The organism is Burkholderia sp. AU30280 (genome assembly GCF_020420125.1).
Lineage (GTDB): Bacteria > Pseudomonadota > Gammaproteobacteria > Burkholderiales > Burkholderiaceae > Burkholderia.
In genome coordinates, this window is record NZ_JAIZRY010000002.1 from 337120 (window position 1) to 360985 (window position 23866).

At 68.8% G+C, this 23866-nt stretch carries 18 protein-coding genes; 9 read left to right on the plus strand and 9 right to left on the minus strand.

The genetic code is table 11. The annotated features are described in order from the left end of the window. Window positions 1-48: 48 nt before the first annotated feature. Window positions 49-1263 (minus strand): MFS transporter, encoded by a 1215-nt coding sequence (locus LGN17_RS05625; RefSeq protein WP_226195477.1) that lies wholly within the window; start codon window positions 1261-1263, stop codon window positions 49-51. A gap of 337 nt (window positions 1264-1600) precedes the next feature. On the opposite strand from LGN17_RS05625, the gene xdhA reads away from it, so the two are divergent. The 4 genes from xdhA (at window position 1601) to LGN17_RS05645 (ending at window position 6849) form a co-directional block, all read left to right on the plus strand. Further along, a complete protein-coding gene (xdhA, locus tag LGN17_RS05630; protein WP_226195478.1) occupies window positions 1601-3151 on the plus strand; it encodes a xanthine dehydrogenase small subunit in 1551 nt (516 codons plus the stop codon). An 18-nt stretch (window positions 3152-3169) separates the two neighbouring features. Next, window positions 3170-5533, plus strand: coding sequence for a xanthine dehydrogenase molybdopterin binding subunit (gene xdhB, locus LGN17_RS05635; RefSeq protein WP_226195479.1), 2364 nt, complete (start codon window positions 3170-3172; stop codon window positions 5531-5533). Window positions 5534-5665: 132 nt separating this feature from the next. After that, window positions 5666-6283, plus strand: coding sequence for a xanthine dehydrogenase accessory protein XdhC (gene xdhC / locus LGN17_RS05640; protein ID WP_226195480.1), 618 nt, complete (start codon window positions 5666-5668; stop codon window positions 6281-6283). A gap of 164 nt (window positions 6284-6447) precedes the next feature. Further along, complete coding sequence (locus LGN17_RS05645; protein WP_226195481.1) at window positions 6448-6849, plus strand: polyketide cyclase; 402 nt, start codon at window positions 6448-6450, stop codon at window positions 6847-6849. Between the two features lie 28 nt (window positions 6850-6877). Here LGN17_RS05645 and LGN17_RS05650 read toward each other — a convergent pair whose 3' ends face one another. The 3 genes from LGN17_RS05650 to LGN17_RS05660 form a co-directional block, all read right to left on the minus strand. Then, a complete protein-coding gene (locus LGN17_RS05650) occupies window positions 6878-7825 on the minus strand; it encodes a LysR family transcriptional regulator (protein ID WP_226195482.1) in 948 nt (315 codons plus the stop codon). A 67-nt stretch (window positions 7826-7892) separates the two neighbouring features. After that, complete coding sequence (locus tag LGN17_RS05655; protein WP_226195483.1) at window positions 7893-8531, minus strand: DsbA family protein; 639 nt, start codon at window positions 8529-8531, stop codon at window positions 7893-7895. 94 nt (window positions 8532-8625) lie between these two features. After that, complete coding sequence (locus tag LGN17_RS05660) at window positions 8626-10071, minus strand: TAXI family TRAP transporter solute-binding subunit (RefSeq protein ID WP_226195484.1); 1446 nt, start codon at window positions 10069-10071, stop codon at window positions 8626-8628. Window positions 10072-10509: 438 nt separating this feature from the next. Between LGN17_RS05660 and LGN17_RS05665 the strand changes: the two genes are divergently transcribed. The 3 genes from LGN17_RS05665 (at window position 10510) to LGN17_RS05675 (ending at window position 15552) form a co-directional block, all read left to right on the plus strand. Next, on the plus strand, window positions 10510-10875 hold the full coding sequence (locus LGN17_RS05665; protein WP_175957974.1) for a BON domain-containing protein: 366 nt from the start codon (window positions 10510-10512) through the stop codon (window positions 10873-10875). A gap of 136 nt (window positions 10876-11011) precedes the next feature. After that, window positions 11012-13102 (plus strand): D-(-)-3-hydroxybutyrate oligomer hydrolase, encoded by a 2091-nt coding sequence (locus LGN17_RS05670; protein WP_226195485.1) that lies wholly within the window; start codon window positions 11012-11014, stop codon window positions 13100-13102. Between the two features lie 614 nt (window positions 13103-13716). Further along, window positions 13717-15552 (plus strand): S10 family peptidase, encoded by a 1836-nt coding sequence (locus LGN17_RS05675; protein WP_226195486.1) that lies wholly within the window; start codon window positions 13717-13719, stop codon window positions 15550-15552. Window positions 15553-15709: 157 nt separating this feature from the next. Here LGN17_RS05675 and LGN17_RS05680 read toward each other — a convergent pair whose 3' ends face one another. The 5 genes from LGN17_RS05680 to LGN17_RS05700 all read right to left on the minus strand — a co-directional run bounded on the left by LGN17_RS05680 (window position 15710) and on the right by LGN17_RS05700 (window position 21096). Then, window positions 15710-16498, minus strand: a complete 789-nt coding sequence (locus LGN17_RS05680; RefSeq protein WP_226195487.1) for a sulfite exporter TauE/SafE family protein — start codon at window positions 16496-16498, stop codon at window positions 15710-15712. A gap of 317 nt (window positions 16499-16815) precedes the next feature. Beyond that, complete coding sequence (locus LGN17_RS05685; RefSeq protein WP_226195488.1) at window positions 16816-18255, minus strand: DHA2 family efflux MFS transporter permease subunit; 1440 nt, start codon at window positions 18253-18255, stop codon at window positions 16816-16818. A 136-nt stretch (window positions 18256-18391) separates the two neighbouring features. Beyond that, window positions 18392-19123 carry a DsbA family oxidoreductase gene (locus LGN17_RS05690; RefSeq protein ID WP_226195489.1) on the minus strand — a complete coding sequence of 244 codons (732 nt, stop codon included), beginning with the start codon at window positions 19121-19123 and terminating at the stop codon, window positions 18392-18394. A 207-nt stretch (window positions 19124-19330) separates the two neighbouring features. Further along, on the minus strand, window positions 19331-20125 hold the full coding sequence (locus LGN17_RS05695; protein ID WP_319000808.1) for a transcriptional regulator: 795 nt from the start codon (window positions 20123-20125) through the stop codon (window positions 19331-19333). After that, entirely contained in the window at window positions 20122-21096 is a 975-nt protein-coding gene (locus tag LGN17_RS05700; protein WP_226195490.1) for an ornithine cyclodeaminase family protein, read from the minus strand. The genes LGN17_RS05695 and LGN17_RS05700 overlap by 4 nt, the downstream gene beginning before the upstream one ends. 379 nt (window positions 21097-21475) lie before the next feature. Here LGN17_RS05700 and LGN17_RS05705 point away from each other — a divergent pair, with 379 nt between their 5' ends. Beyond that, complete coding sequence (locus LGN17_RS05705; protein ID WP_226195491.1) at window positions 21476-22255, plus strand: ABC transporter substrate-binding protein; 780 nt, start codon at window positions 21476-21478, stop codon at window positions 22253-22255. A gap of 67 nt (window positions 22256-22322) precedes the next feature. Then, on the plus strand, window positions 22323-23567 hold the full coding sequence (locus LGN17_RS05710; RefSeq protein WP_226195492.1) for an NAD(P)/FAD-dependent oxidoreductase: 1245 nt from the start codon (window positions 22323-22325) through the stop codon (window positions 23565-23567). Window positions 23568-23866: the final 299 nt, after the last annotated feature.

Here is a 23866-nt window from a genome sequence, read left to right on the forward strand (position 1 = left end):
CCGGCGGCGTGATGCCTGCGACCGGCTTGCTTGCAACGTGCCGCGCGATCAGGCCGCCGCGCCGCTCCCTGCGACCCGCGCCTGCCGCTGGTACAGCACCATCGACAGCGCGACGCCCGCGGCCGCCGCCACCGCCGCGAACAGGAACACCTGCGGATAGCCGAACGCACCCGCGACATAGCCGGCGAGCGGGCCCGTGATGCCGAGCGACAGGTCGAGGAACACCGAGTACGCGGACAGCGCCGCGCCGCGGCTCGCGGGCGGCACGAGCGCGACAGCCTCGACGCCGAGCGCCGGGAAGATCAGCGCGAAGCCGAAGCCCGTCAGGGCGGCGCCGACGAGCGCGACGTGGGGCACGGGCGCGAGCCACAGCAGCACGAGGCCCGAGCATTCGAACGCGAACGACACGATCGCGACGCGGAAGCCGCCGTAGGTCTTGATCGTGTTCGCGAACAGCAGGCGTGCACCGATGAACAGCGTGCCGAACACGGTCAGCGACAGCGCGGCGTTCGGCCAGTGGCGCGCCGCGTAGTACAGCGTGACGAAGGTCGCGATCGAGCCGAAGCCGGCCGAGCCGAGCGCGAGGCCGAGGCCGTGCGGCAGCACGCGCGTGAACACGCTCGCATACGACATCCGTTCGCCGTGCACGAGCGGCACGGAAGCGATCAGGCGCGCGAGATAGAAGCCGGTTGCGGCGAGCGCGATCACGATCACGCCGATCAGCGCCGGATTCAGCGTATGCGCGATCGCGACGCCGACCGGTGCGCCGATCGCGAGCGCGCCGTAGGTCGCGATGCCGTTCCACGAGATCACCTTCGCGTTGTGCGTGACGCCGACCCGGCCGATGCCCCACAGGATCGCGCCGGTGCCGCACAGACTTTCGCCGACGCCGAGCACGAGCCGGCTCGCGACCAGCAGCACGAGGCTCGCGACCGGCCAGTGCGCGAGCAGCAGCGCGACGAGCAGCAGCACGCCCGACACACCGCAACCGACCAGCCCGCGCAGCACCGTCTGCTTCGGCCCGAGCGTATCGGCCAGGCGCCCGGCGAGCGGACGCGACGCGAGCGTCGCGAAATACTGGACGCTGATCGCGCCGCCCGCGACGATCGCGGAAAAACCGAGGTCGTCGTGGACGAAGCCCGGCAGCACCGCGAGCGGCAGGCCGATGGTCAGGTAGCAGATGAACGTGAAGCAGACGACGGACACGATTTGCAGCGTGACCGCGAACCCGCTGCGCGGCGGTGTGGCGGAATCGGTTGACATGGGGGCGGAACGAGTGAACGAAACGAACGGAAGACGGCGAAAAAGGGAATCGGGATTTTCCCATGGAACCGGTTTTCACGCAGGTACCGTTTAGTTAATCGCGCCCTGTTTTCGACGCCGGCGGACGGTTGCGGCGGCGCAGGGAATGGGCCGGGAGCCCCGTGCGGAAAGGCCGCCGGGCGGCCCCGGCACTCATATCGCGGCAGTTATATGGGCCCCATGCGTGATGGGCTATGGGTTGAGGAATTTGATGGTGATAGCGTGCAAACTGTCAGAAAAACGTCGGTCAAGCGCACTGCGCACGCCGCCTTGCCCCCATTTGAAGAAACATCGAGACATGAGTGAGCCGATCCGCTTCTACCATCGTCACGCGATCCGCGAAGTCAGCGGCGCGGACGTTACCCGCACCGTGCTGCAATACCTGCGCGAGGACGCGCATTGCACCGGCACCAAGGAAGGCTGCGCGGAAGGCGACTGCGGCGCGTGCACGGTCGTCGTCGGCGAGCTGACCGACGCCGGCGCGGTCGAGTTCAAGGCCGTCAACGCATGCATCCAGTTCCTGCCGACGCTCGACGGCAAGGCGCTGCTGACGGTCGAGGACCTGCGTCAGCCGGACGGCGCGCTGCATCCGGTGCAGCAGGCGATGGTCGATTGCCACGGTTCGCAATGCGGGTTCTGCACGCCCGGTTTCGTGATGTCGATGTGGGCGCTGTACGAGAAGCACGGCCACGAAGGCTGCGGCAGCGCCGGCACGTGCGCGAAGGCGAAGGACGTGCCGACGCGTACCGAGATCGCCGATGCGCTGACCGGCAACCTGTGCCGCTGCACTGGCTATCGCCCGATCGTCGATGCCGCTGTGCAGATGTTCGACGCGCCGGCGCCGTCGGCGCCGGTCGACACGGCCGCGCTGGCCCGCACGCTCGCGTCGCTCAAGCGCGACGAGACGTTCGACTACACGACGCCCAACGGCGCGCGCTTTGCGGCGCCGCGCACGCTCGACGCGCTGGCCGCGCTGAAGGTCGAGCGGCCCGATGCACGCATCCTCGCGGGCAGCACCGACATCGGCCTGTGGGTCACCAAGCAGATGCGCCGGCTCGACGACCTGATCTACGTCGGCCAGATCGCCGAACTGCAGCGCATCGTGGAGCGCGGCGACTGGATCGAGATCGGCGCGGGCGTGACGGTCGAGAACGCGTATGCGGCGCTGGCCGTCACGTATCCGGAACTGACCGAGATGTGGAAGCGCTTCGCGTCGCTGCCGATCCGCAACGCGGGCACGCTCGGCGGCAACGTCGCGAACGGCTCGCCGATCGGCGATTCGATGCCGGGCCTGATCGCGCTCGGCGCGCGCGTGGTGCTGCGCGGCGGCGACACGGTGCGCGAGCTGCCGCTCGAGGCGCTGTACACGGGCTACCAGCAGAAGGACATGGCGCCGCACGAATTCGTCGTCGGGCTGAAGGTGCCGACCCGCACCGGCGCGCGCGAGAAGCTGCAGTTCCGCACGTACAAGCTGTCGAAGCGGTTCGACTCCGACATCTCGGCCGTGTGCGCGGCGTTCGCGTTCATCGCGGACGGCGACACGATCCGCGAGCCGCGCGTCGCGTTCGGCGGGATGGCCGCGACGCCGAAGCGTGCAGCGCACACGGAAGCCGTGCTCGACGGCGCGCAGTGGCATGAAGCCACCGCGCAGGCCGCGATGCAGGCGCTCGAGCGCGACTACCAGCCGCTGTCCGACATGCGCGCGACGAGCGCGTACCGCCTCGATACCGCGAAGAACCTGATGGTTCGATTCTGGCTGGAGACGCGCCCGCACGACCCGTTGCCGCCGCAAGCCCTGAATGTGCGTGAAGTGGCTGCCGAACCCGGCACCGACGCGGCGCGCGTCTGAAGACGGAGAACACCGAACATGAACCAGCAAGCAGAACCGTTCCTGAGCACCCTCGACCCGCAAGCCGACGCCGCGCAGGTCCACGTATCGCGCGCGCACGAATCCGCGCATCTGCACGTGAGCGGGCGTGCCACCTACACGGACGACATCCCGATCGTCGCGGGCACGCTGCACGCGGCGCTCGGCCTGTCGGCGAAGCCGCACGCGAAGATCGTGTCGATGAACTTCGACGCGGTGCGCGCGACGCCGGGCGTGGTCGCCGTGTTCACGGCCGACGACATCCCGGGCGTCAACGATTGCGGCCCGATCGTCCACGACGACCCGGTGCTCGCCAAGGGCATCGTGCAGTTCGTCGGCCAGCCGATGTTCATCGTCGTCGCGACGTCGCATGAAACCGCGCGGCTCGCCGCGCGCCGCGCACAGGTCGACTACGAGGAGCTGCCGGCGATCCTCACCGCGCAGGAAGCGCGCGCGGCCGAAACCTACGTGATCCCGCCGTTGAAGCTCGCCCGCGGAGACGCGGCCGCGCGGCTTGCCGTCGCTGCGCACCGCGAGTCGGGCGAAATGCTGCTCGGCGGCCAGGAGCAGTTCTACCTCGAAGGGCAGATCGCGTACGCGGTGCCGAAGGACGACGACGGGATGCACGTGTACTGCTCGACGCAGCACCCGAGCGAGATGCAGCACCTCGTCGCGCACGTGCTCGGCGTCGCGTCGCACAACGTGCTCGTCGAATGCCGCCGGATGGGCGGCGGGTTTGGCGGCAAGGAATCGCAGTCGGGCCTGTTCGCGTGCTGCGCGGCGCTCGCGGCGTGGAAGCTGCTGTGCCCGGTGAAGCTGCGTCCGGACCGTGACGACGACATGATGATCACCGGCAAGCGGCACGACTTCCATTACCGCTTCGACGTCGGCTACGACGACGACGGCCGCATCGACGGCGTGGCGCTCGAGATGACGTCGCGCTGCGGTTTCTCGGCCGACCTGTCGGGCCCGGTGATGACGCGCGCGGTATGCCACTTCGACAACGCGTACTGGCTGGGCGACGTCGATATCGCCGGCTATTGCGGCAAGACCAACACGCAGTCGAACACCGCGTTCCGCGGCTTCGGCGGCCCGCAGGGCGCGTTCGCGATCGAGTACATCCTCGACGACATCGCGCGTTCGCTCGATCGCGATCCGCTCGACGTCCGCTATGCGAACCTGTACGGCAAGACCGAACGCAACGTCACGCCATACGGGCAGACGGTCGAGGACAACGTGCTGCCCGAGCTGCTCGGCGAACTCGAAGCGACGAGCGATTACCGCGCGCGGCGTGCGGGCGTGCGCGCATTCAACGCACGCAACACGGTGCTGAAGAAGGGCATCGCGATCACGCCGGTGAAGTTCGGCATTGCGTTCAACGTCACGCACTTCAACCAGGCCGGCGCGCTGGTGCACATCTACACCGACGGCTCGGTGCTCGTGAACCACGGCGGCACGGAGATGGGGCAGGGGCTCAACACGAAGGTCGCGCAGGTCGTCGCGCACGAGCTCGGCATCCGCTTCGGCCGGATCCGCGTGACGGCGACCGACACCAGCAAGGTCGCGAACACGTCCGCGACCGCCGCGTCGACGGGCTCGGACCTGAACGGCAAGGCCGCGCAGGACGCGGCGCGGCAGTTGCGCGAGCGGCTCGCGGTGTTCGCGGCGAAGCAGTTCGGCGACGGCAAGGTCGATGCGGCCGACGTGAAGTTCGGCAACGACGTCGTGTGGGTCGGTGGCAACGGTATCCCGTTCGGCGAAGTGATCGCGAAGGCGTACCTCGCGCGTGTGCAGCTGTGGTCCGACGGCTTCTACGCGACGCCGAAGCTGTACTGGGACCAGTCGAAGCTGCAAGGCCGGCCGTTCTACTACTACTCGTACGGCGCGGCCGTGTCGGAAGTCGTGATCGACACGCTGACGGGCGAGATGCGCACGCTGCGCGTCGATGCGCTGCACGACGTGGGCGCGTCGCTGAACCCGGCGCTCGACATCGGCCAGGTCGAGGGCGCGTTCATCCAGGGGATGGGCTGGCTCACGACCGAGGAGCTGTGGTGGAACAAGGGCGGCAAGCTGATGACGCATGCGCCGTCCACGTACAAGATCCCGACGGTGAACGACACGCCGCCCGAATTCAACGTGCAACTGTTCAAGAACCGCAACGTCGAGGACAGCATCCACCGCTCGAAGGCGGTCGGCGAGCCGCCGCTGCTGCTGCCGTTCTCGGTGTTCTTCGCGGTGCGCGACGCGATCGCGGCGGTCGGCGACTACCAGGTGAACCCGCCGCTCGACGCGCCGGCCACCGGCGAGTCGATCCTGCGCGCGATCGGCGCGGTGCGAGCGGCACGCGCCGCGCAGGCTGTCTGAGATGAAACGGCCCCCACGTTCGCTTCGTTCGCTGTCGACCGGAATTGGCGCTTCAGCGCGTACTCCGGTCCCGTGCGCGGCTCCCGCCGCGGGGGCGGTCGGCCTCCTTGAGGCGGCCCGGCGGAGGCTGACATGAACGGCCCCGCACGCACGCTCCGCACCGCGTCGCCCCCGGCGTTCGCGCAGGGCACCGGCCAGCGCAACCGCGCGACCGGCACGCCGGCGCCGATGCACATCGTGCTGTTCGGCGCCGGGCACGTCGGTCACGCGCTGGTCACGCTGCTCGGCGCGCTGCCGTGCGTCGTGCAGTGGGTCGACACGCGCGACGAGCTGTTCCCGGACGAATGTCCGCCGAACGTGCAGCCGGAGCCGACCGACACGCCGGAGGCCGTCGTCGACGCCGCGCCGCCCGGCGCGTACTTCCTCGTGATGACGCACAACCACGCGCTCGACTTCTCGCTCGCCGCGCAGATCATGCGGCGGCGCGACTACGCGTACTTCGGGATGATCGGCTCGCGCACCAAGCGCGTGAAGTTCGAGCGCCGGCTTGCCGCGCGCGGCGTCGATCCGGCGCGGCTCGTGGAGATGGTGTGCCCGATCGGCGTCGCGGGCATCGTCGACAAGGCGCCGGGCGCGATCGCGGTGGCCGTGTGCGCGGAGTTGCTGCAGGCGCGCTCGGGCATGCGGGTGACCGATGCGAAGGCCGCCGCATCGGGGCGTGCGCGCGACGACGTGTCCTGCGCGCGGTAACGCGGAGTGGGCAGCGCACGTTCCCCCGTTTGGAGAAAATCATTCGTGGGGTCGGCGCAAGCCCGTGATTAGCTGGACCCGCCCCTGGGGGCACGGCCGCGCGTTTTTGCATACACTGCACGACGACGCGCGGCACCGGGCCGCGCCTTACCGTGCACACCGCCATGTCCGATCACCAGGTTTATCTCGACGCGCTGGATGCCAGCCTCGTCGCCATCGAGCGCTGGCTGTCCGGCGTCGATACCGCGCCCGAGGCGCTCGACGCACTGCTCGCCGCGTTTTCCGCTGAATTCACGATGATCCTGACCGACGGCCGTGTCGTCGATCATGACGGTACGCGCGCGCTGTTCGCGAAGCTCGCCGGCGCGAAGCCGGGACTGCGCATCTCGCTGTCGGACACCCGCGTGCTCGCGAGCGGCGCGTCGCATGCGACGCTCACCTATCTCGAAGCGCAGCACGCGGCTTCGGGCGAGCTGCCCGCGCGCCGTGCAACGGCCGTGTTCGAGCGCGACGCGGCGGGCATCGTGCGCTGGACCCATCTGCAGGAAACCTTCTGCACGGCCTGAGTGGCCGCGCCCCGTTGTGTGCCGCGGCTCAGCGCTTGCGGCTGCGGGGGACCGTCAACTCGTCGGACACGCTCTGCATCAGCGCGCACAGCCACGCGATGTCGGTCGGGCGGTCGGGCTGCGGATGCGTGAGCAGATAGCTCTTGATGCGCGGGAACGGCACGGGCGGCGCGACGACCACGAGCGGCAGCAACTGCGCATAGTGCGTCGCGAAGCGGCGCGTCGTCGTGAAGATCAGGTCCGACTGCAGCAGCACCTGCGGCACGATCCCGAAGTACGGCAGGGTCGTCACGATGCGCCGTGTGAGGCGCGCGCGCGCCAGGCCGATCTCGATCGCATTGCGCTTGTCGCCGGTGTACGGCGTCGGGGCGACGTGCGCGGCCGACGCGTACGCTTCGCGCGTGAGCGGCACGCGTGCGAGCGGGTGCGCATCGCGCATCAGGCACACGATCGTGTCGGAGAACAGGTCCTGGCGCGCGAACTGCGGATCGGGCTTCGGCCAGTTGCCGATCACGAGATCGAGCGCGCCCGATTCGAGCGCGCCCGCGTGATCGAGTGCGGGATTCAGCGAATCGATTTCCAGATGGGCATGCGGCGCCGCGTCGCGAAAGCGCTCGATCAGCGTCGGCATGAAGAAATCGTTCAGGTAATCGGGGGCGGCGACGCGGAACGTGCGCCGTGCGGACGACGGATCGAAGTCGCCGTGCGGCGTCGCGATGAAGTCGACCTCGCGCAGCGCGCGCTGCGCGGCCTCGAGCAGCGACGCGCCGTATTCGGTCGGCACCATTCCGGATTTGCCGCGCACGAGGATCGGGTCGTTCAGCGTCTCGCGCAGCTTGCGCAGCGCCGTGCTGATCGCGGGCTGGGTCTGGTTCAGCCGCAGCGCGGCCTGCGTGACGCTGCGCTCGAGCAGCAGCGTGCGCAACACGCGCACGAGCCAGATATCGAGCGAGGCGGTACGGTCGTCGTCTTCCATCGTCGGGGGGATTCGGGTGAGGCGTAACCTTACCGCAGCCGCGCGCCGGCGTGCGTGATACCGGCCATCACACACGGCCCTTCGGCAGCGTGCTGATCCGCTTGACTTCGCGCGATTCGAGCCAGTTCGGCGTGCGCGCGCAATACAGCACCATCGGCAGCGCGTCTTCGCCCCAGAACAGCTGCTGGTTCATCCAGAACGTCGGCACGCCGAACACACCGAGCGCGATCGCGTCGGCGTTGTTGCGGGCCAGTTGCGCGGTGGTCTCCTCGAATTCGATCAGCTCGTCGCCATGGCCGACGCCGACGCGCTCGCACAGCGCCGCGAAACCTTCCGGCGTCGACGGATCGTTGCCGTCGCGCCAGATGAAGCGGTACATCTCCAGCACCGTCGCGATATCGGCGCGCAGCGCGATCGCGAGGCGCAACACCTTGTCGGAATCGAACGGGTGCGCGGGCGGCATCTTGAAGCGGATGCCGAGCTGCTCCGCGCGAAACAGCGCGTGACGGTACGTGAACACGCGCTTGGCCGGCACGTCCGCGCTAGGGCGTTGCCCCCAGTGGCGCTGCAGGTCGAGCAGCGATACGGCGATGGGCTCGAATGGCACGTCCGGCCACTTGTCGTGCTGTTCGAGGAGCAGATAGGAGAACGGCGACACGAAGTCGAAGAACCAGGCAGGCTGGGCGGTGTCGAGGCCGGTTGTCATGACGATCTCCAGAGGGTGGGGCGTGCGGCGCCTGGCGGCGGCCTTCATGTTACGCGGCGGCGCGCGCATGCGGCAATGATCGCGGATCGTCCGCTCACGCGGAACCGGGAGTCGCCCGGGGGGGATCGCCGGCCGGTGTCGGTGCCGCGTCGGCGCGTGCCTGCGGCTGGCCGCCGGTGCCAGGTGGGGCCGCCGGCGTGTCCTGGTCGTGCGCGGTGAGCCGTTCGCGCACGAAGCCGATGTGCTCGCGCAGCACGTAGAACTGCCCGGCATAGGCCAGCGGCATCTTCATCCGGTTCACGGCTTCCTCGATGTCGTCGAGCTCGTCGAGCAACTGCACGCGTTCCTCGGCCGTGTGCTCGCCGAGCGCGCTGCGCTCGAGCGCGATCAGCGCGCCGTACCAGCGGTAGATGCGCGAACGCACGCGCCAGCCATACAGCGACGGCACGAGCCGCAGCCCGGGGATCAGCACGACGATCAGCGGCACGACCACGACGAGCAGCCGGTCGACGAGGCTCGCGACCCAGAACGGCAGCCGCCGGTACAGGAAGGTCTTGCCTGATTTGTAGTAGCGCGCGGCATCGTCGGACAGCGGGAACCCGCGGGTGACGGACGACGGGAATTCGCCCGCGTGCTGCAGGATCGTCGCGTGGCCGTGCACCTCGCGCGCGGCCTCGATCAGCAGGTCGGACAGCGCGGGGTGCAGCGAATCGCGCGCGACGAGTTCGATGGTCGGTGCAACCGTGTGGATGTCGGCCGGCGGCAGGTTGCGGCCGAGATCGTAGACCCCCATCGGCAGCGTGATCGCGGTCAGGTACGGAAAGCGCCGCGCGTACGCCTCGGCCTGCGTGAACGAATACACGTGCACGCCCGGCGCGCGGAACAGCTTCGCCATCACCGGGATCTGCGTCGAGTCGCCGGACAGGAAGGCCGCGTCGATCTTGCCGTCGAGCAGCGCGGTGGCCGCGTCCTCGCCGGCGGTCGGCAGCAGTTCGGTCGAGCCGCCCGGCACGATGCCGTTCATCTTCAGCAGCGCGAGGCTCAGCTCGCGCGCGCCGCTGCCTTCCGCGCCGAGCGCGAGCCGCTTGCCCTTGAAGTCGGACAGGCGCGCGACGACCGGGCCGCGATACATGATCGCGAGCGGCACGTAGCCGATGCTGCCGAGCGACACGAGGTGTTCGTCGCGCTCCTTCGGGCCGATGCCGCTCTGCACGAAGCCGACGTCGACCGGCGCGTTCGGGTTCGACAGCCGCGCGAGGTTCTGGGCGGACCCTTCGGACGACTGGACGTCGAGCGTGACGCCGTTCTTCGCGAGGATCGTCTTGTATTTCTGCGCGGCGTTCCAGTATGTGCTGCCGGGCGGCCCGGCCGAGATCACGAGCGTGGACGGCGGTGCCGGCTGGATCAGCTTGACCGCGAGCCAGACGGCCGCGACCGCGAGCAGCACGGTGGGGCCGATCGACAGCGCGAGGTCGCGCCACGACACCGCGACGAAGCGGGCGAGGATGCGGCGGGGCGGGCGATGGCGGACTGGCTTCATGGGGGCGGCGGATGACGCTGGCGTGACGTATCGGCGACGGCCGGACGGTTGTCATGGACGATGCCGATGCTCGCGGCGATGGTACCCGGTTTCGCCGTGCGTGCGCGAGTGGGGCGGCCCGGCGCGGCCCTGCGGCGACAGCGGCGGGCGGCCCCGCGTCAAAAACTTTGCGCTTCCGCGGGCGCTGGATTACATTGTGCGACGCAGCCGCGCCCGATTTGCGCGCGACCCGGCACGCAATCAGACCGGGCGCGTCCGGCCGGCGGCTGTCCGGCCCGGCCGGCCCGCTTTCGCGTGCGCCGGCCGCCAGGCCGCCTTGCCTCTCTCGTATCGCCGTGGAAAACACCGGCTGTCCCGCCCGTTCGCGCGCGGGCCGGCTGTTTTTGGGGGTATTCGGCCGTACTGTGCACGGCCGTTCCGGAGTGATAAGGAGATAGCATGAAGTCGATCGTGTTGAGAGCGTTGGGCGTCGCCGCCGTGGCGGCCTGTCTGTCGGGCAGCGTGTATGCGCAGTCGAGCGATGCCGCGGCAATGGAAGCGCCCGCGGCCGCGACCAGCGCGCCGAAGGCCGCCGCGAAAACCGCGAAGAAGGCGAACCGCAAGCTCGGCTACGCGGTGCGCAAGGCGATTTCGAAGGAATCCGGCGTGAACGTGTCGAACCTCGTCGTGCGCTCGAAGGGTGGCGCGATCACGCTGGAAGGCACGATGCCGGCCCAGGATCAGATCGACAAGGCCGAAGCTGCAGCCAAGGGCGTGAAGGGCGTGACGTCGGTCACGAACAAGCTGACGGTTCAGCAGCAGTGATGCCGGGCAGCGGCGCGTGAGCGCCGCATGCGCCCGTTTTCAGGCGGGCCCCGGTACGCCGGGGCCCGTTTGCGCTTGAGAGGCCGCAAGCCGCACGAAGCGGTGGCGGACCGATAACGATATCGAGAGGGCGGCGATGACGAGGCTCGGGTGGGGCAGGCGGATGGTTTTCGGCGCGGCGCTGGCCGCGGTCGCGATACTCGGCGCCTGCAATGGCGACGAGTCGGCCGAGCGCAACCGGTTGCCCGGTTTCGTGTCCGGCAACGTGCGCACGACGGCCTATGACGGCACGAGCGACGACCTGCTGACGGCCGGCCTCGGCAAGACGGGCCTCGGCTCGGCGAGCGCCCCCGGCTTTGCGAATGCCGCCCGGCCGACGAGCGCCGAGCTGCGCCGTCTCGCGATCTGGTCGAACTACCGCGCGCTCGTCGACATGAGCGCGAACGGCGGCTACGGTCGCTTCTGGGGGCCGAACGTCGACCTCGACGGCAACGACACGCTCGGCGAAGGCAAGATCCCCGGCACCGAATATCTCGCGTATTCCGACGATGGCAGCGGCAGCAAGAACGTCACGCTGCTCGTGCAGGTGCCCGCCAGCTTCGATCCCGCGCAGCCGTGCATCGTCACCGCGACGTCGTCCGGCTCGCGCGGCGTGTACGGCGCGATTTCCGCGGCCGGCGAATGGGCGCTCAAGCGCGGCTGCGCGGTCGCATACAACGACAAGGGCGGCGGCAACGGCGCGCACGAACTCATGTCGGACACCATCACGCTGATCGACGGCACGCTCGCCAACGCGGTGCTGGCCGGCACCGCGAGCCTGTTCACCGCGAACGTCACCAGCGGCGATCTCGCCACGTTCAATGCCCGCTTCCCGAACCGCTACGCATTCAAGCACGCGCATTCGCAGCAGAATCCCGAGCAGGACTGGGGGCGCGTGACGCTGCAGTCGGTCGAGTTCGCGTACTGGGCGCTCAACGAGCAGTTCGGACCGCTGATCGACGGCTCGCATCGCGGCGTGCGCTATCACGTGGGCGACATCACGACGATCGCCGCGTCGGTCAGCAACGGCGGCGGCGCGTCGCTCGCGGCGGCCGAGCAGGACAACCGCGGCTGGATCACCGCGGTCGTGGTCGGCGAGCCGCAGATCAACGTGCGGATGGCGCCGAACGCGGTCGTGCGCTCGGGCGGCCAGCCGGTGCCGTCGTTCGGCCGGCCGCTGGCCGACTACGCGACGCTCGCGAACCTGCTGGAGCCGTGCGCGGCGGCATCGGCGTCGCTCGCCGGCGCGCCGTACCTGAGTGCGCTGCCGGCGGCGACCACGCAGTCGATCCGCACCCAGCGCTGCGCGACGCTCGCCGCGGCCGGGCTCGTGTCGGGCGCCGATACGCAAAGCCAGGCCGCCGACGCGCTCGCGCAGCTTCACGCGGCCGGCTACCTCGCCGATTCCGACCTGCTGCAGGCGCCGATGTGGGATTCGCAGGCGATTCCGGCGATCGCGGTGACCTATGCGAACGCGTACACGCGCTCGCGCGTGACCGACAACCTGTGCAATTTCAGCTTCGCGACGACGAACCCGGCGACGGGTGCCGTGGCCGCGCCCGCCACGTCGCCGATGCCGGCCGTGTTCGGCGTCGGCAACGGCGTGCCCCCGACGGCCGGCATCGACCTCGTGTTCAACACGGGCGCGGGTGTCGACCACCGGCTCGCGACGCCCGATGCGAGCTTTGCGGGTGCGCTGTGCCTGCGCCAGCTCTGGACGAACGGGATGCTCGGAATGCCCGCGAACGTCGACGCGGTGCGCGTGAACGCGAACCTGCAGGGCAAGCCGGCGATCATCGTGCAGGGCCGCAGCGACGCGCTCGTGCCCGTGAACCACGCTTCGCGCGCGTACGTCGCGCAGAATGGCATCAGCGAAGGCGGACGCAGCCAGCTCGTGTTCTACGAGGTGACGAACGGCCAGCACTTCGACGCGTTCCTGCCGGTGCCGGGCTTCGACACGCGCTTCGTGCCGGTTCACTACTACAACCTGCAGGCGCTGAACCTGATGTGGAAGCATCTGAAGAACGGCGCGCCGTTGCCGCCGTCGCAGGTGATCCGAACGGTGCCGCGCGGCGGCACGCCGGGCGCCGCGCCCGCGCTGACGAGCGCGAACCTGCCGTCGATCTCGGCCGCGCCGGGCGCGAACGCGATCACCGTCGGCGCCGGCGCGATCGACGTGCCGCTCTGACGGCACCCGCCGCGCCGCGCTCACGAAGCCGGACAGTCGTCCGGCTTTTTCTTTTGGGCGCCGTGGAATCGGTCCCGTGGCGCCTTCTTTCCGAATGGCGAGCGCTGTAACAAATTATTACTTTACGGCGGTAAATCAGGACCCTAATATGCGCCGGTATTTTCACTTAATTTAATAAATTCCAGATACGAGATATTCCTTTCCGTTTAGTTAATCGATCCTTTCGATTTTATTAAATCGGCTCGAGTCGCGATTGATCGTCGTTTTGCGATTAATCGGCATCTCGCCGAGGGGGATTGTTCGTCTGTTCGAAGCGAGGCGCCCTGGTCGGGCGGGCCTGGCGGGGCATGTTTTTGCCGTCGATTTTGTGCATATGCAAATTCGCGCAATGAATTCGTCTGGCTGCGGATTATTGAATTGTCGTTTGCAATGGAATTGATTCCATTGTGCGGTCGCAAAAAAATATGGGTGGGGTAAATCATGCCGATCGGTATTCGCCGATTCGGTAAAAAACTCGGAGTGCGTCGCATAACGAATGCATTCCTGGTGCGGAGCGTCGGCGCAAATGATCCTTTGCGGCCGGCGGAATTTATCGTTCTGTTCGAGAGGCAATAATGACGACACGGAAGTCCTTGAAAGACGGTTTCGCGCTATTCGGAACGACACTGAGCGTGCCGCTCGCTGCAGCCGCGGCTGCAGCGCTGCTCGTCACGGGGTGCGGCGGCGACGACGGGTCGAGCCCCGCCGCTTCGGCCGCAGCCGCGGCCGCGACATCGGCCGGCGCCAGCACGTCGGCCAACACCAGTACCACGGCCGCGGCGGCCGACCAGCCGTACGTCGATACCGACGTGTACGGCACCGGGCCGAACGACGCGGTCACGGATGCCACGGAAGGGGCAGCCGTCGTGCACCGTACGGTCACGATCGGCGGCAAGACCATCAAGTACACGGCCACCACGGGCCACCTGACGACGATCGACCCGACCACGTCGGCGCCGAACGCGAAGATGTTCTACGTCGCGTACACGCAGGACAATCCGGACCCGTCGAAGCCGCGCCCGGTCACGTTCTTCTACAACGGCGGCCCCGGCTCGTCGTCGGTCTACCTGCTGCTCGGCTCGTACGGGCCGAAGCGCCTGCAGTCGTCGTTCCCGAACTTCACGCCGCCCGCGCCGTACAAGCTGCTCGACAACCCGGACAGCCTGCTCGACCGCACCGACCTCGTGTTCATCAACCCGGTCGGCACCGGTTATTCGGCGGCGATCGCCCCGGCGAAGAACAAGGACTTCTGGGGCACCGACCAGGACGCCCGCTCGATCGACCGCTTCATCCAGCGCTACCTGACCAAGTACTCGCGCTGGAATTCGCCGAAGTTCCTGTACGGCGAGTCGTACGGCACCGCGCGCAGCGCGGTCGTGTCGTGGGTGCTGCATGAGGACGGCATCGACCTCAACGGGATCACGCTGCAGTCGTCGATCCTCGACTACGCGAATGCGCTGTCCGCGCCGGGCACGTTCCCGACGCTCGCGGCCGATGCGTTCTACTGGAAGAAGACGACGCTCAACCCGACGCCGACCGATCTCGACGCGTACATGGTCCAGGCCCGCAATTACGCGGACAACACGCTCGCGCCGCTGGCGCAGAAGCCGAACCCGCAGGACGGCGGTTTCGTGAACGTGCGTCTGAACCTGAACCTGCAGACCGCGCAGCAGATGGGTTCGTACATCGGCACGGATCCGACGTCGCTGATCCAGACCTTCGGCAACCCGGCGGCGCTCGGCAACGTGCCGTCGTCGGACGACAACCCGCCGTACACGTTCTTCCTGACGCTCGTGCCGGGTACGCAGATCGGCCAGTATGACGGTCGCGCGAACTTCACGGGCAAGGGCATCGCGCCGTACATCCTGCCGAACTCGGGCAGCAACGATCCGTCGATCACGAACGTCGGCGGCGCGTACACGGTGCTGTGGAACAGCTACATCAACACCGACCTCAAGTACACGTCGACGTCGTCGTTCGTGGACCTGAACGACCAGGTCTTCAACAACTGGGACTTCAGCCACACGGACCCGACCGGCGCGAACAAGGGCGGCGGCAATACGCTGTACACGGCCGGCGACCTGGCGTCGACGATGAGCGTGAACCCGGACCTGAAGGTGTTGTCGGCAAACGGCTATTTCGACGCCGTCACGCCGTTCCACCAGACGGAGCTGACGCTCGCGCAGATGCCGCTCGACCCGACGCTCAAGGCGCAGAACCTGACGATCAAGAACTACCCGTCGGGCCACATGATCTACCTGAACGACGCGTCGCGGACCGCGCTGAAGGGCGATCTCGCCAACTTCTACGACGGCATCCTGGCCAATCGCACTGCGCTGCAGCGCGTGCTGAAGCTGCAGATGCGCACGCAGCAGCTCAAGCAGCAGAAGTTGCAGCAGCAGGGGCAGTAAGCGCCGTGGGCGGCTTGCGCCGCCCCGGATGAACGACAGCCCGATCGGCGCAGGCCGGTCGGGCTGTTTTCATGAGTGGCGGGCGATGCGCCGGCGCGTCATGCGCCGGCAGCGAAATGGCGTCAAACCGTCGAGGACGCGGCGTTCGCGTCGCGTGTTACGCGAGCACGAGCCGGATGCCGACCGCGACGAGCGTCGCGGCGAGCAGGTTGCGCAGCAGCCGCTCGGGCGCGCGCGCCGACAACAGGCTGCCGAGCACGATGCCGGGCAGCGAGCCGAGCAGCAGCGACAGCAGCATCGACCAGTCGACCGAGCCGAGCAGCCAGTGGCCCATGCCCGCGACGAGCGTGAGCGGCACCGCGTGCGCGATGTCGGAGCCGACGATGCGGGTGGTCGCGAGCGCCGGATACAGCAGCAGGAGCACGGTCACGCCGATCGCGCCGGCGCCGACCGACGTCATCGACACGAGCACGCCGAGCACGGCGCCTGTCAGCACGGTCGACCACAGCGTGCGCGCGGGACTCGGTGCGAGCGGGTTGCGCGCGGCGAACGCGGCGAGCTGCGGCCGGAAGATCAGCGCGAGCGACGTGAGCAGCAGCGCGACGCCGAGCACGAGCTGGATCATGCGCGCGGTGCCCGGCGCGTTCATCCCGTGCGTATGCAGCCACCACAGCGTGACGGCCGCGGCCGGGACGCTGCCCGCCGCGAGCCGGCCCGTGATGCGCCAGTCGATCGAACCCTTCAGGCCGTGGACGAGCGTACCGGTGGCCTTGGTCGCGGCCGCGTACAGCAGGTCGGTACCGACCGCCGTTGCGGGGTGGACGCCGAACAGCAGCACGAGGATCGGCGTCATCAACGAACCACCGCCAACGCCCGTCAGGCCGACGAGGATGCCGACGAACAGGCCGGACAACGAGTACAGCAGATCGATATGGGGAAGCGACATCGGAAGCAGGCGGTTATGCGGCGTTCGGCGGCGGCGCGCGGCCGCTGCGCGCGCGTCAAAGTCCGCCATTGTCGCAAATGTGGCGGGTGGATGTACGACTGCGTTAAAAATCGGCCGCGAAGGCCCGTGCGGCCGGCGGCCGGCCTGACGTAAAACAGGCGTTTGAGCGGAGCGGGGCGGGGTAGCAGGCCTCCTCGCGGCGATCGGGCCGACACGCCTGATGGAACGGGCGCGCGTGCCGGCCCGGCACGCGTAAAAAAGGGCGCGACGGTGCGCGCCCCGGTTCGACGGTGGCGGTGGACGCCGCCGGCTGCCCGTCAGTGCATCGCGGGGCCGACGCCTTCAACCGCATCCAGCCGCCGGATGCGCAGCGCAAGGCCGATCAGCGCGGCCGCGGCGGCGAACGCCGCGCCGAACGCGAAGGCCGCATGGTAGCCGCCGTTCAGTGCGTCGAGCGGCGCGGCGCTCGCTGCCGCGAGCGCGTCGGTGCGGGCGGCCGCGAGGCTCGCGAGCACGGCCAGGCCGAGCGCCCCGCCCATCATGAACGCGGTGTTGACGATCCCCGACGCGAGCCCGGAATCGGCCGGATCGACGTCGTTCATCGCGGCGAGCAGCACCGGGTTGAACGCGATACCCGCACCGATGCCGAGCAGCGTCATGCCGGGCAGCACGTGCCAGACGAAGCCGCCGTCCGCCGGGGCACGCGAGAACAGCGCGAGGCCGCAGGCCGCGATCAGCAGGCCGGCCGCGATCGGGCCGCGGATCCCGAAGCGCAGCACGATCCGCGCGGACAGTCCGAGCGAGAACGCGGCCATGATCAGGTTCGCCGGCAGGAACGCGAGGCCAACCTGCAACGGCCCGTAGCCGAGCACACGCTGCATGTACAGCGCGGACAGGAAAAACCACGCGAACATCGCGGCCGCCCACAGCACGGCGATCACGTTCGCGAGCGCGACGTTGCGCGAGGCGAACAGCGAGAGCGGCATCAGCGGGTGCGCGGCGCGCGCCTCGATCGTGATGAACAGCGCGAGCAACGCGACGGCCGCGCCGATCAGCGCGACGGTCTGTGTCGACAGCCAGCCGGCTTCGTTGCCGCCGACGATCCCGTAGACGGCCAGCATCAGCGACGCCGTCACGGTGACCGCGCCCGCGACGTCGAGCCGCGCGGGGCCGGCCGGCGCGCGCACGCGCGGCAGCAGCGCGACGCACATCGCATAGACCGCGATGCCGATCGGCAGGTTGACGAGGAAGATCCAGTGCCACGACAGCGAGCTTGTCAGCAGGCCGCCGAGCAGCACGCCGATGCTGCCGCCGCCCGCGCAGACGAAGCCGTAGACGCCCATCGCACGCGCGCGCTCGCCGGGCTCGGTAAACAGGTTCATGATCAGCGACAGCGAAACGGCCGACACGACCGCACCGCCGAGCCCCTGCACCGCGCGCGCGGCAATCAGCATCGTCTGCGATGGCGCGAGGCCGCACGCGAGCGACGCGAGCGTGAACACGACGAGGCCGGCGAGGAACATGCGGCGCTGGCCGTACAGGTCGCCGAGCCGGCCGCCGAGCAGCAGGCAGCCGCCGAACGTCAGCAGGTACGCATTGACGACCCATACGAGGGCCGTTTCGGTGAAGTGGAGGTCGGTGCTGATCGACGGCAGCGCCACGTTCACGATCGTGCTGTCGAGCACGATCATCAGCACGCCGAGGCAGAGCACGATCAGCGCGTACCAGCGCTTCTCGCCGTGAATCCCGTGGGTCATGGGCTTGCAGCCTTCTGATGGTGATTCGAAGGGATGCATTGTAGACCTCGTCCGCGCGGGTTTCCTGCCGGTTTGTGGCAGTAGCGAAGCGTCGTCGCGCGTACGGTCGGCACGCGCGTGATGGATGCGGCGCGCGTTACGAGCGCGCCGGCAGTTCGCAGCCGTCAGGACCGCAGGCGGCCGCGTCGCTGCCGTCGAGTTCGACGATGCCGTCGCGCCACGCCTGGTCGAGCGCCTGCGCGAACGCGTCGGCCGGTTGCGCGCCCGACACCGCGTAGCGGCCGCCGAACACGAACAGCGGCACGCCACGGCCGCCGATCTGCGCGGCGCGCGCGGCGTCGGCTTCGACTTCGTCGCGGTACAAGTCACTGCGCAGCACGGCTTCGACGGCCGAGCGCTCGAGCCCCGCTTCGACCGCGAATTCGGTCAGCTCGGCGTGATCGAACAGCGAGCCATGCTCGCAGAAATACGCGCGGTACAGCCGCTCGGTCAGTGCGTGCGCGCGGCCGGTCGATTCCGCGAGCTTCACGAGCCGGTGGCCGTCGAGCGTATCGCCGACGAGCGTGCCGGGCAGGTCGTAGCGCAGCCCGACGCTCGCGGCCGCGTCGGTCACCTGGCGCAGCATCTGGTCGACCTGCGCGGGCGACATCCGGTATTTGCCGGCGAGCATCGCCTCGACCGGCTCGACGGGCTGGCCGGGCATCAGCCGGTACGCGCGCAGCGCGACGTCGACGCGGTCGGCGTGCGCGAACGCGGCGAGCGCTTCGTCGAAGCGGCGCTTGCCGATCCAGCACCACGGGCAGATCAGGTCGGACCAGATCTCGACGGCGAGGGTCGGGCGGGCAGTCGGGGCGGGAGCGGTCGTCATGGGCGATTCCGGGCAGCAAAAAGTGTAACCGGGACTATATCACTTTATGCATCGACGCTTGGTCTTGGCCGGACCCTGGCGGAACGGGCCCGCGCCCGATGTATCACGAAGCATAGACACGGACGGCACGGACCGATAGCGATTGCCGATGCCGGACGCGGCGAAAGGGTCCGGCGAACCGGTCCGCGGGGGCACGCCGCTTACCGCTTACGCGTCACCCTGCGTTTCCTTCAGGTGCTTGAGGTGCTTGTAGACGGTCGCGCGTCCCATCCCGAGCACGTTCGCAACGTAGTTCGCCGCGCTCTTGCCACGAAACGCGCCTTCCGCGTAAAGCGCTTCGACGAGCTCGCGCCGGTGCTCGCGCGTGAGCCCGTTCAGCCCGACCTGCCGCTCGCGCAGCCAGCCGTGCAGGAACGTGTTGATGCGCTCCTGCCAGTCGTCGCGGAACAGTTCGTCCGGCTGCGCGACGACGCCCGCGCCCTTGATGAACAGGTCGAGCGTCGCGCGCACCTCGTCGAACACCGCGATGTTGAAGTTGATGCACATCATCCCGGCCGGGCGGCCTTCGTCGTCGAACAGCACGTTACTCACGCAACGCATCCGCCGGCCGTCCCAGTTCAGTTTCTCGTACGGGCCGATCACGCGCTCGCGCGCCGAATGATCGATTTCCTCGAGCGCGGAATCGTCGCCGACCTCGCGCTTCGACAGGTTGTTCGCGAGATACAGCACGGTCTGGTCGTGCAGGTCGTGGATCACGACTTCCGCGTACGGGAAGAACAGTGCGGCGATACCGTCGGCGATCGGCGCATAGCGGGTGAGCAGCAGGTCTTTGACGGGGGATTTCTTCTTGCGCATCGGGTTCGCCATCTCGGGTGGGCGGGGGCCGGGCGGCGCATCGGGCCGGCGCGCCGGCGCACCGGTGGCCGGCATGCCCGTGCGCCCGCGCGCGGCCGCCGCGGCGGTTGCGCCATTGTATCGGCCCCGCGCGCGCGTGACGCTCATACGCGCGTCAGGTGCGTGTACAGCGCGTGCGCGATCGCAATGTCCTCGAGCCCGAGGCCGATCGAACGGAAGAAGGCGTGACGCGCGTACGACGGAGCCGGACAGGTGCCGGCGACGAGCGCGGGCAGGTCGCCGACGATCCGCGCAGGGGCCCAGCCGTGCTCGGCCGCGGCGATCTGCATCTCGCCGGCGCTCGTGGGCGTCGTGTGCCGGTAGTCGCAGTACACGTCCATGTCGGGCAGCCAGGCGGGCGGGATCTCGTGTGCGCGCGCGACGTTCGTGCTGATCGACGTGACGAGCGCGGGGCGCGTGAGTATCCCGTCGCCGAGCACGGGCGTGCCCGACGACGTGCACAGCATCACCACGTCCGCGTCGCGCACGCAGGCTTCGACGCTCGCCGCGGCCCGTGCGCGCGGATCGCGCTGCGCGAGCGTCGCCTGTTGCGCCGCGTCGCCGGCGAGCGCGGGCGAGTACACGCGGATCGTCTCCCAGTCGCGCAATCCCGCCGTGTGCCGCAGGTGCGCGAGGCCGACCGCGCCCGCGCCGACGATCGCGAGACGGCGCGCGTCGCGCGGCGCGAGGCAGTCGACCGCGAGTGCGGTCGTGCCAGCCGTGCGCTCGACGGTCAGCAGGCCCGCGTCGCACCACATCAGCGGTTGCCCCGTGCACATCGACATCAGCGTGGTCCACGCGGTGACGATCGGTCTCCCGTCGGGCTTGCCGCCCGTCACGACATACGGCGACAGCTTCGCGCCGAACACCTGCGCGTCGGCGAGCGCGCCGAGATACGTGATGAAGTCGCCGGCCTGGTCGGGAAACAGCGTGAGCGTTTGCGGCGGCTGCACCGCGCGCGCCTCGGCGAGCGACGCGAACATGCTGCGCAGCGTGCCGAGCACGTCGAGCGACGGCAGGGCCGCGCGCACCGCGGCTTCGTCGACGGTCAGCGGCAGGGTCGGGGCGGTTTGCGTCATGCGGACATCTCCGGTCGGGGCCGGACAGGACAGTCTCGATCGACGGTGCCCGGCAATGTTTGTGATGGACGAAAAGTCTAATATAGACAAACTGAATCGGGATAATTTTTCTTTTCGAGACTTCGTATCGTCGCGGGGTTCGGAAAAAATGCCGGTAAATCAAGGCCATTTCTGGCACGCGGCGAATTTTTTGACGTCGCGTATCGGGCGCGATTCTCGTATCCCCTATAGTCTATAGTAGACTTTGAGTCTATATTTCGCGTGCAGGACACGACGCGTCGCCGCGTGGCGGCCGCCTGCTTCGAATGCCGATCCGGCGCGCGGCCGGGGCCGTCGTGTACCGATCTTCATCGCCTCAATCCGGAACGGAAGGACCGTCATGAACTGGAAGCTCTCCCTTTGCGCCGCTGCGGCGCTTGCCTGCGCGGCCGTCACGGCCCATGCGGAACAGACCACGTTGCGCTTCGGGATCGAAGCCGCCTATCCGCCGTTCGAGAGCAAGACGCCGGCCGGCCAGTTGCAGGGTTTCGACGTCGACATCGGCAACGCGGTGTGCGCGAAGCTGAACATGAAATGCGTGTGGGTCGAGAATGCGTTCGACGGCCTGATCCCGGCGCTGCAGGCGCGCAAGTTCGACGCGATCGACTCGGCGATGAACATCACGTCGAAGCGCCGGCAGAGCATCGATTTCACGCCGGCGATCTACGTGGTGCCGATCGTGATGATCGCGAAGCACGGCTCGCCGCTGCGGCCCGACGTCGCGAGCCTGCGCGGCAAGCACGTCGGCGTGCTGCAGGGCTCGTCGCAGGAGGATTTCCTGAAGGCGCACTGGGCCGATGCGGGCGTGGCCGTCGTGTCGTACCAGGATCAGGACCAGATCTACGCCGATCTCGTCGCGGGGCGCCTCGACGCGGCCGTGCAGGAAGCGCAGACCGCGCAGGACGGTTTCCTCGACAAGCCGGCCGGCCGCGACTATCAGATCGTCGGCGAGCCGCTGAAGGATCCGGCGACGCTCGGCGAGGGCACGGGCTTCGGGATGCGCAAGAACGACAAGGCGCTGCAGGCGAGGATCGTCGGCGCGCTCGACGCGCTGAAGAAGGACGGCACGCTCAGCGCGCTGTCGCGGAAGTACTTCAAGCGCGACATCGTCGCGAAGTAATCACCGCCGCGCGCCGGCCGCCGCGCCGGCGCGTGTCGCATCGAATCTCGACGCAGTACGGGGAACCATGGATTTCGACGTCATCGTTCTGGGGGCCGGCATCGTCGGCGTGTCGTCGGCGCTGCATCTGCAGGATCGCGGGCTGCGCGTCGCGCTCGTCGACCGGCGCGCGCCCGGCGAGGAAACGAGCCACGGCAATGCGGGGCTGATCGAGCGCTCGTCGGTCGTGCCGTACGCGTTTCCGCGCCGGCTCGGCACGCTGCTGCGCTATGCGCGCAACCGCTCGGTCGATCTCTACTGGGACTACCGCGCGCTGCCCGCCTATGCGGGCTGGCTCGCGCGCTTCTGGCGCGAATCGTCGCCGCAGCGGCTCGCGGCCGCCGCGCGCGACCTGCTGCCGCTCGTCGCGGCGAGCGTCGTGGAGCACGACGCGCTGCTCGCGCGCACCGATGCCCAGCCGCTCGTGCACGACGGCGGGTGGATCGAGGCGTTCCGTTCGCCCGCGCTGTTCGATGCGGAAACCCGCGCTCAGCAGCGCGTGGCCGACGCGCACGGGCTGCGAATGACCGTGCTCGACGCCCATGCGTTGCGGGCACGCGAGCCTGGTATCAGTGACGCGTTCTGCGGCGCATTCCACTGGCAGGACCCGAAGACCGTGTCGAGCCCGGGCGGGCTGACCAAGGCCTACGCGCGGCTGTTCGAGCGCGACGGCGGCAGGTTCGCGCTGGGCGATGCCAGGACGCTCGTGCAGGTGGATGGCGGCTGGCAGGTCGGCACCGAACACGGGCCGATTTCGGCGCGCTCGGCCGTGGTTGCGCTCGGGCCGTGGTCCGATCACGTCTTCGCGCCGCTCGGCTACCGGATTCCGCTGCGCGCGAAGCGCGGCTACCACATGCATTACCGGCCGACGCGCGCGCCGTTGAACGTGCCCGTGTGCGATACCGAGGCAGGTTTCGTCGTCGCGCCGATGGAAGGCGGCCGCCTGCGGCTCACGACCGGCGTCGAGATCGCGCTGCGCGGCGCACCGTCGACCGGCGTGCAGCTCGCGCGCGCCGAGCCGCTGGCGCGCGCTGCGTTCGGCATCGGCGAGCGGCTCGATCCCGAGCCGTGGCTCGGGATGCGGCCGTGCACGCCCGACATGCGCCCGGTGATCGGGCCCGCGCCTCGCCATCGCCACCTGTGGTTCGCATTCGGCCATTGTCATCACGGGCTCACGCTCGGCCCCGCGACCGGGCGCCTGCTCGCCGAAATGATGACGGGCGCGCCGACTTATATCGATCCGCATCCGTACCGGCCCGCGCGCTTCAGCTGATCCGGCGGCGCGCGCTGCGTCACGTGCGCCGGTTTTCACAATGTTTCAATCTGCCATCCGAATGACCGGAAATCGCGCGATCGGAAATCATCTGCGTAATCGGCAGGAAAGATAATCGCGAAATAAAGAAAATAAGCAAATCAGCGATTTATCAATGCATTTTCATATTGCTGAAATGCGTAATGGGCGGCCGCTGATGACGGTGCGGCATGCCGTCGTGGCGGGTGTTCCGGTGTTACGCGGAATGTACCGGAACACGTTACCGCGGGGCTCGCAAACGTTACGTTACATCCGCGCTC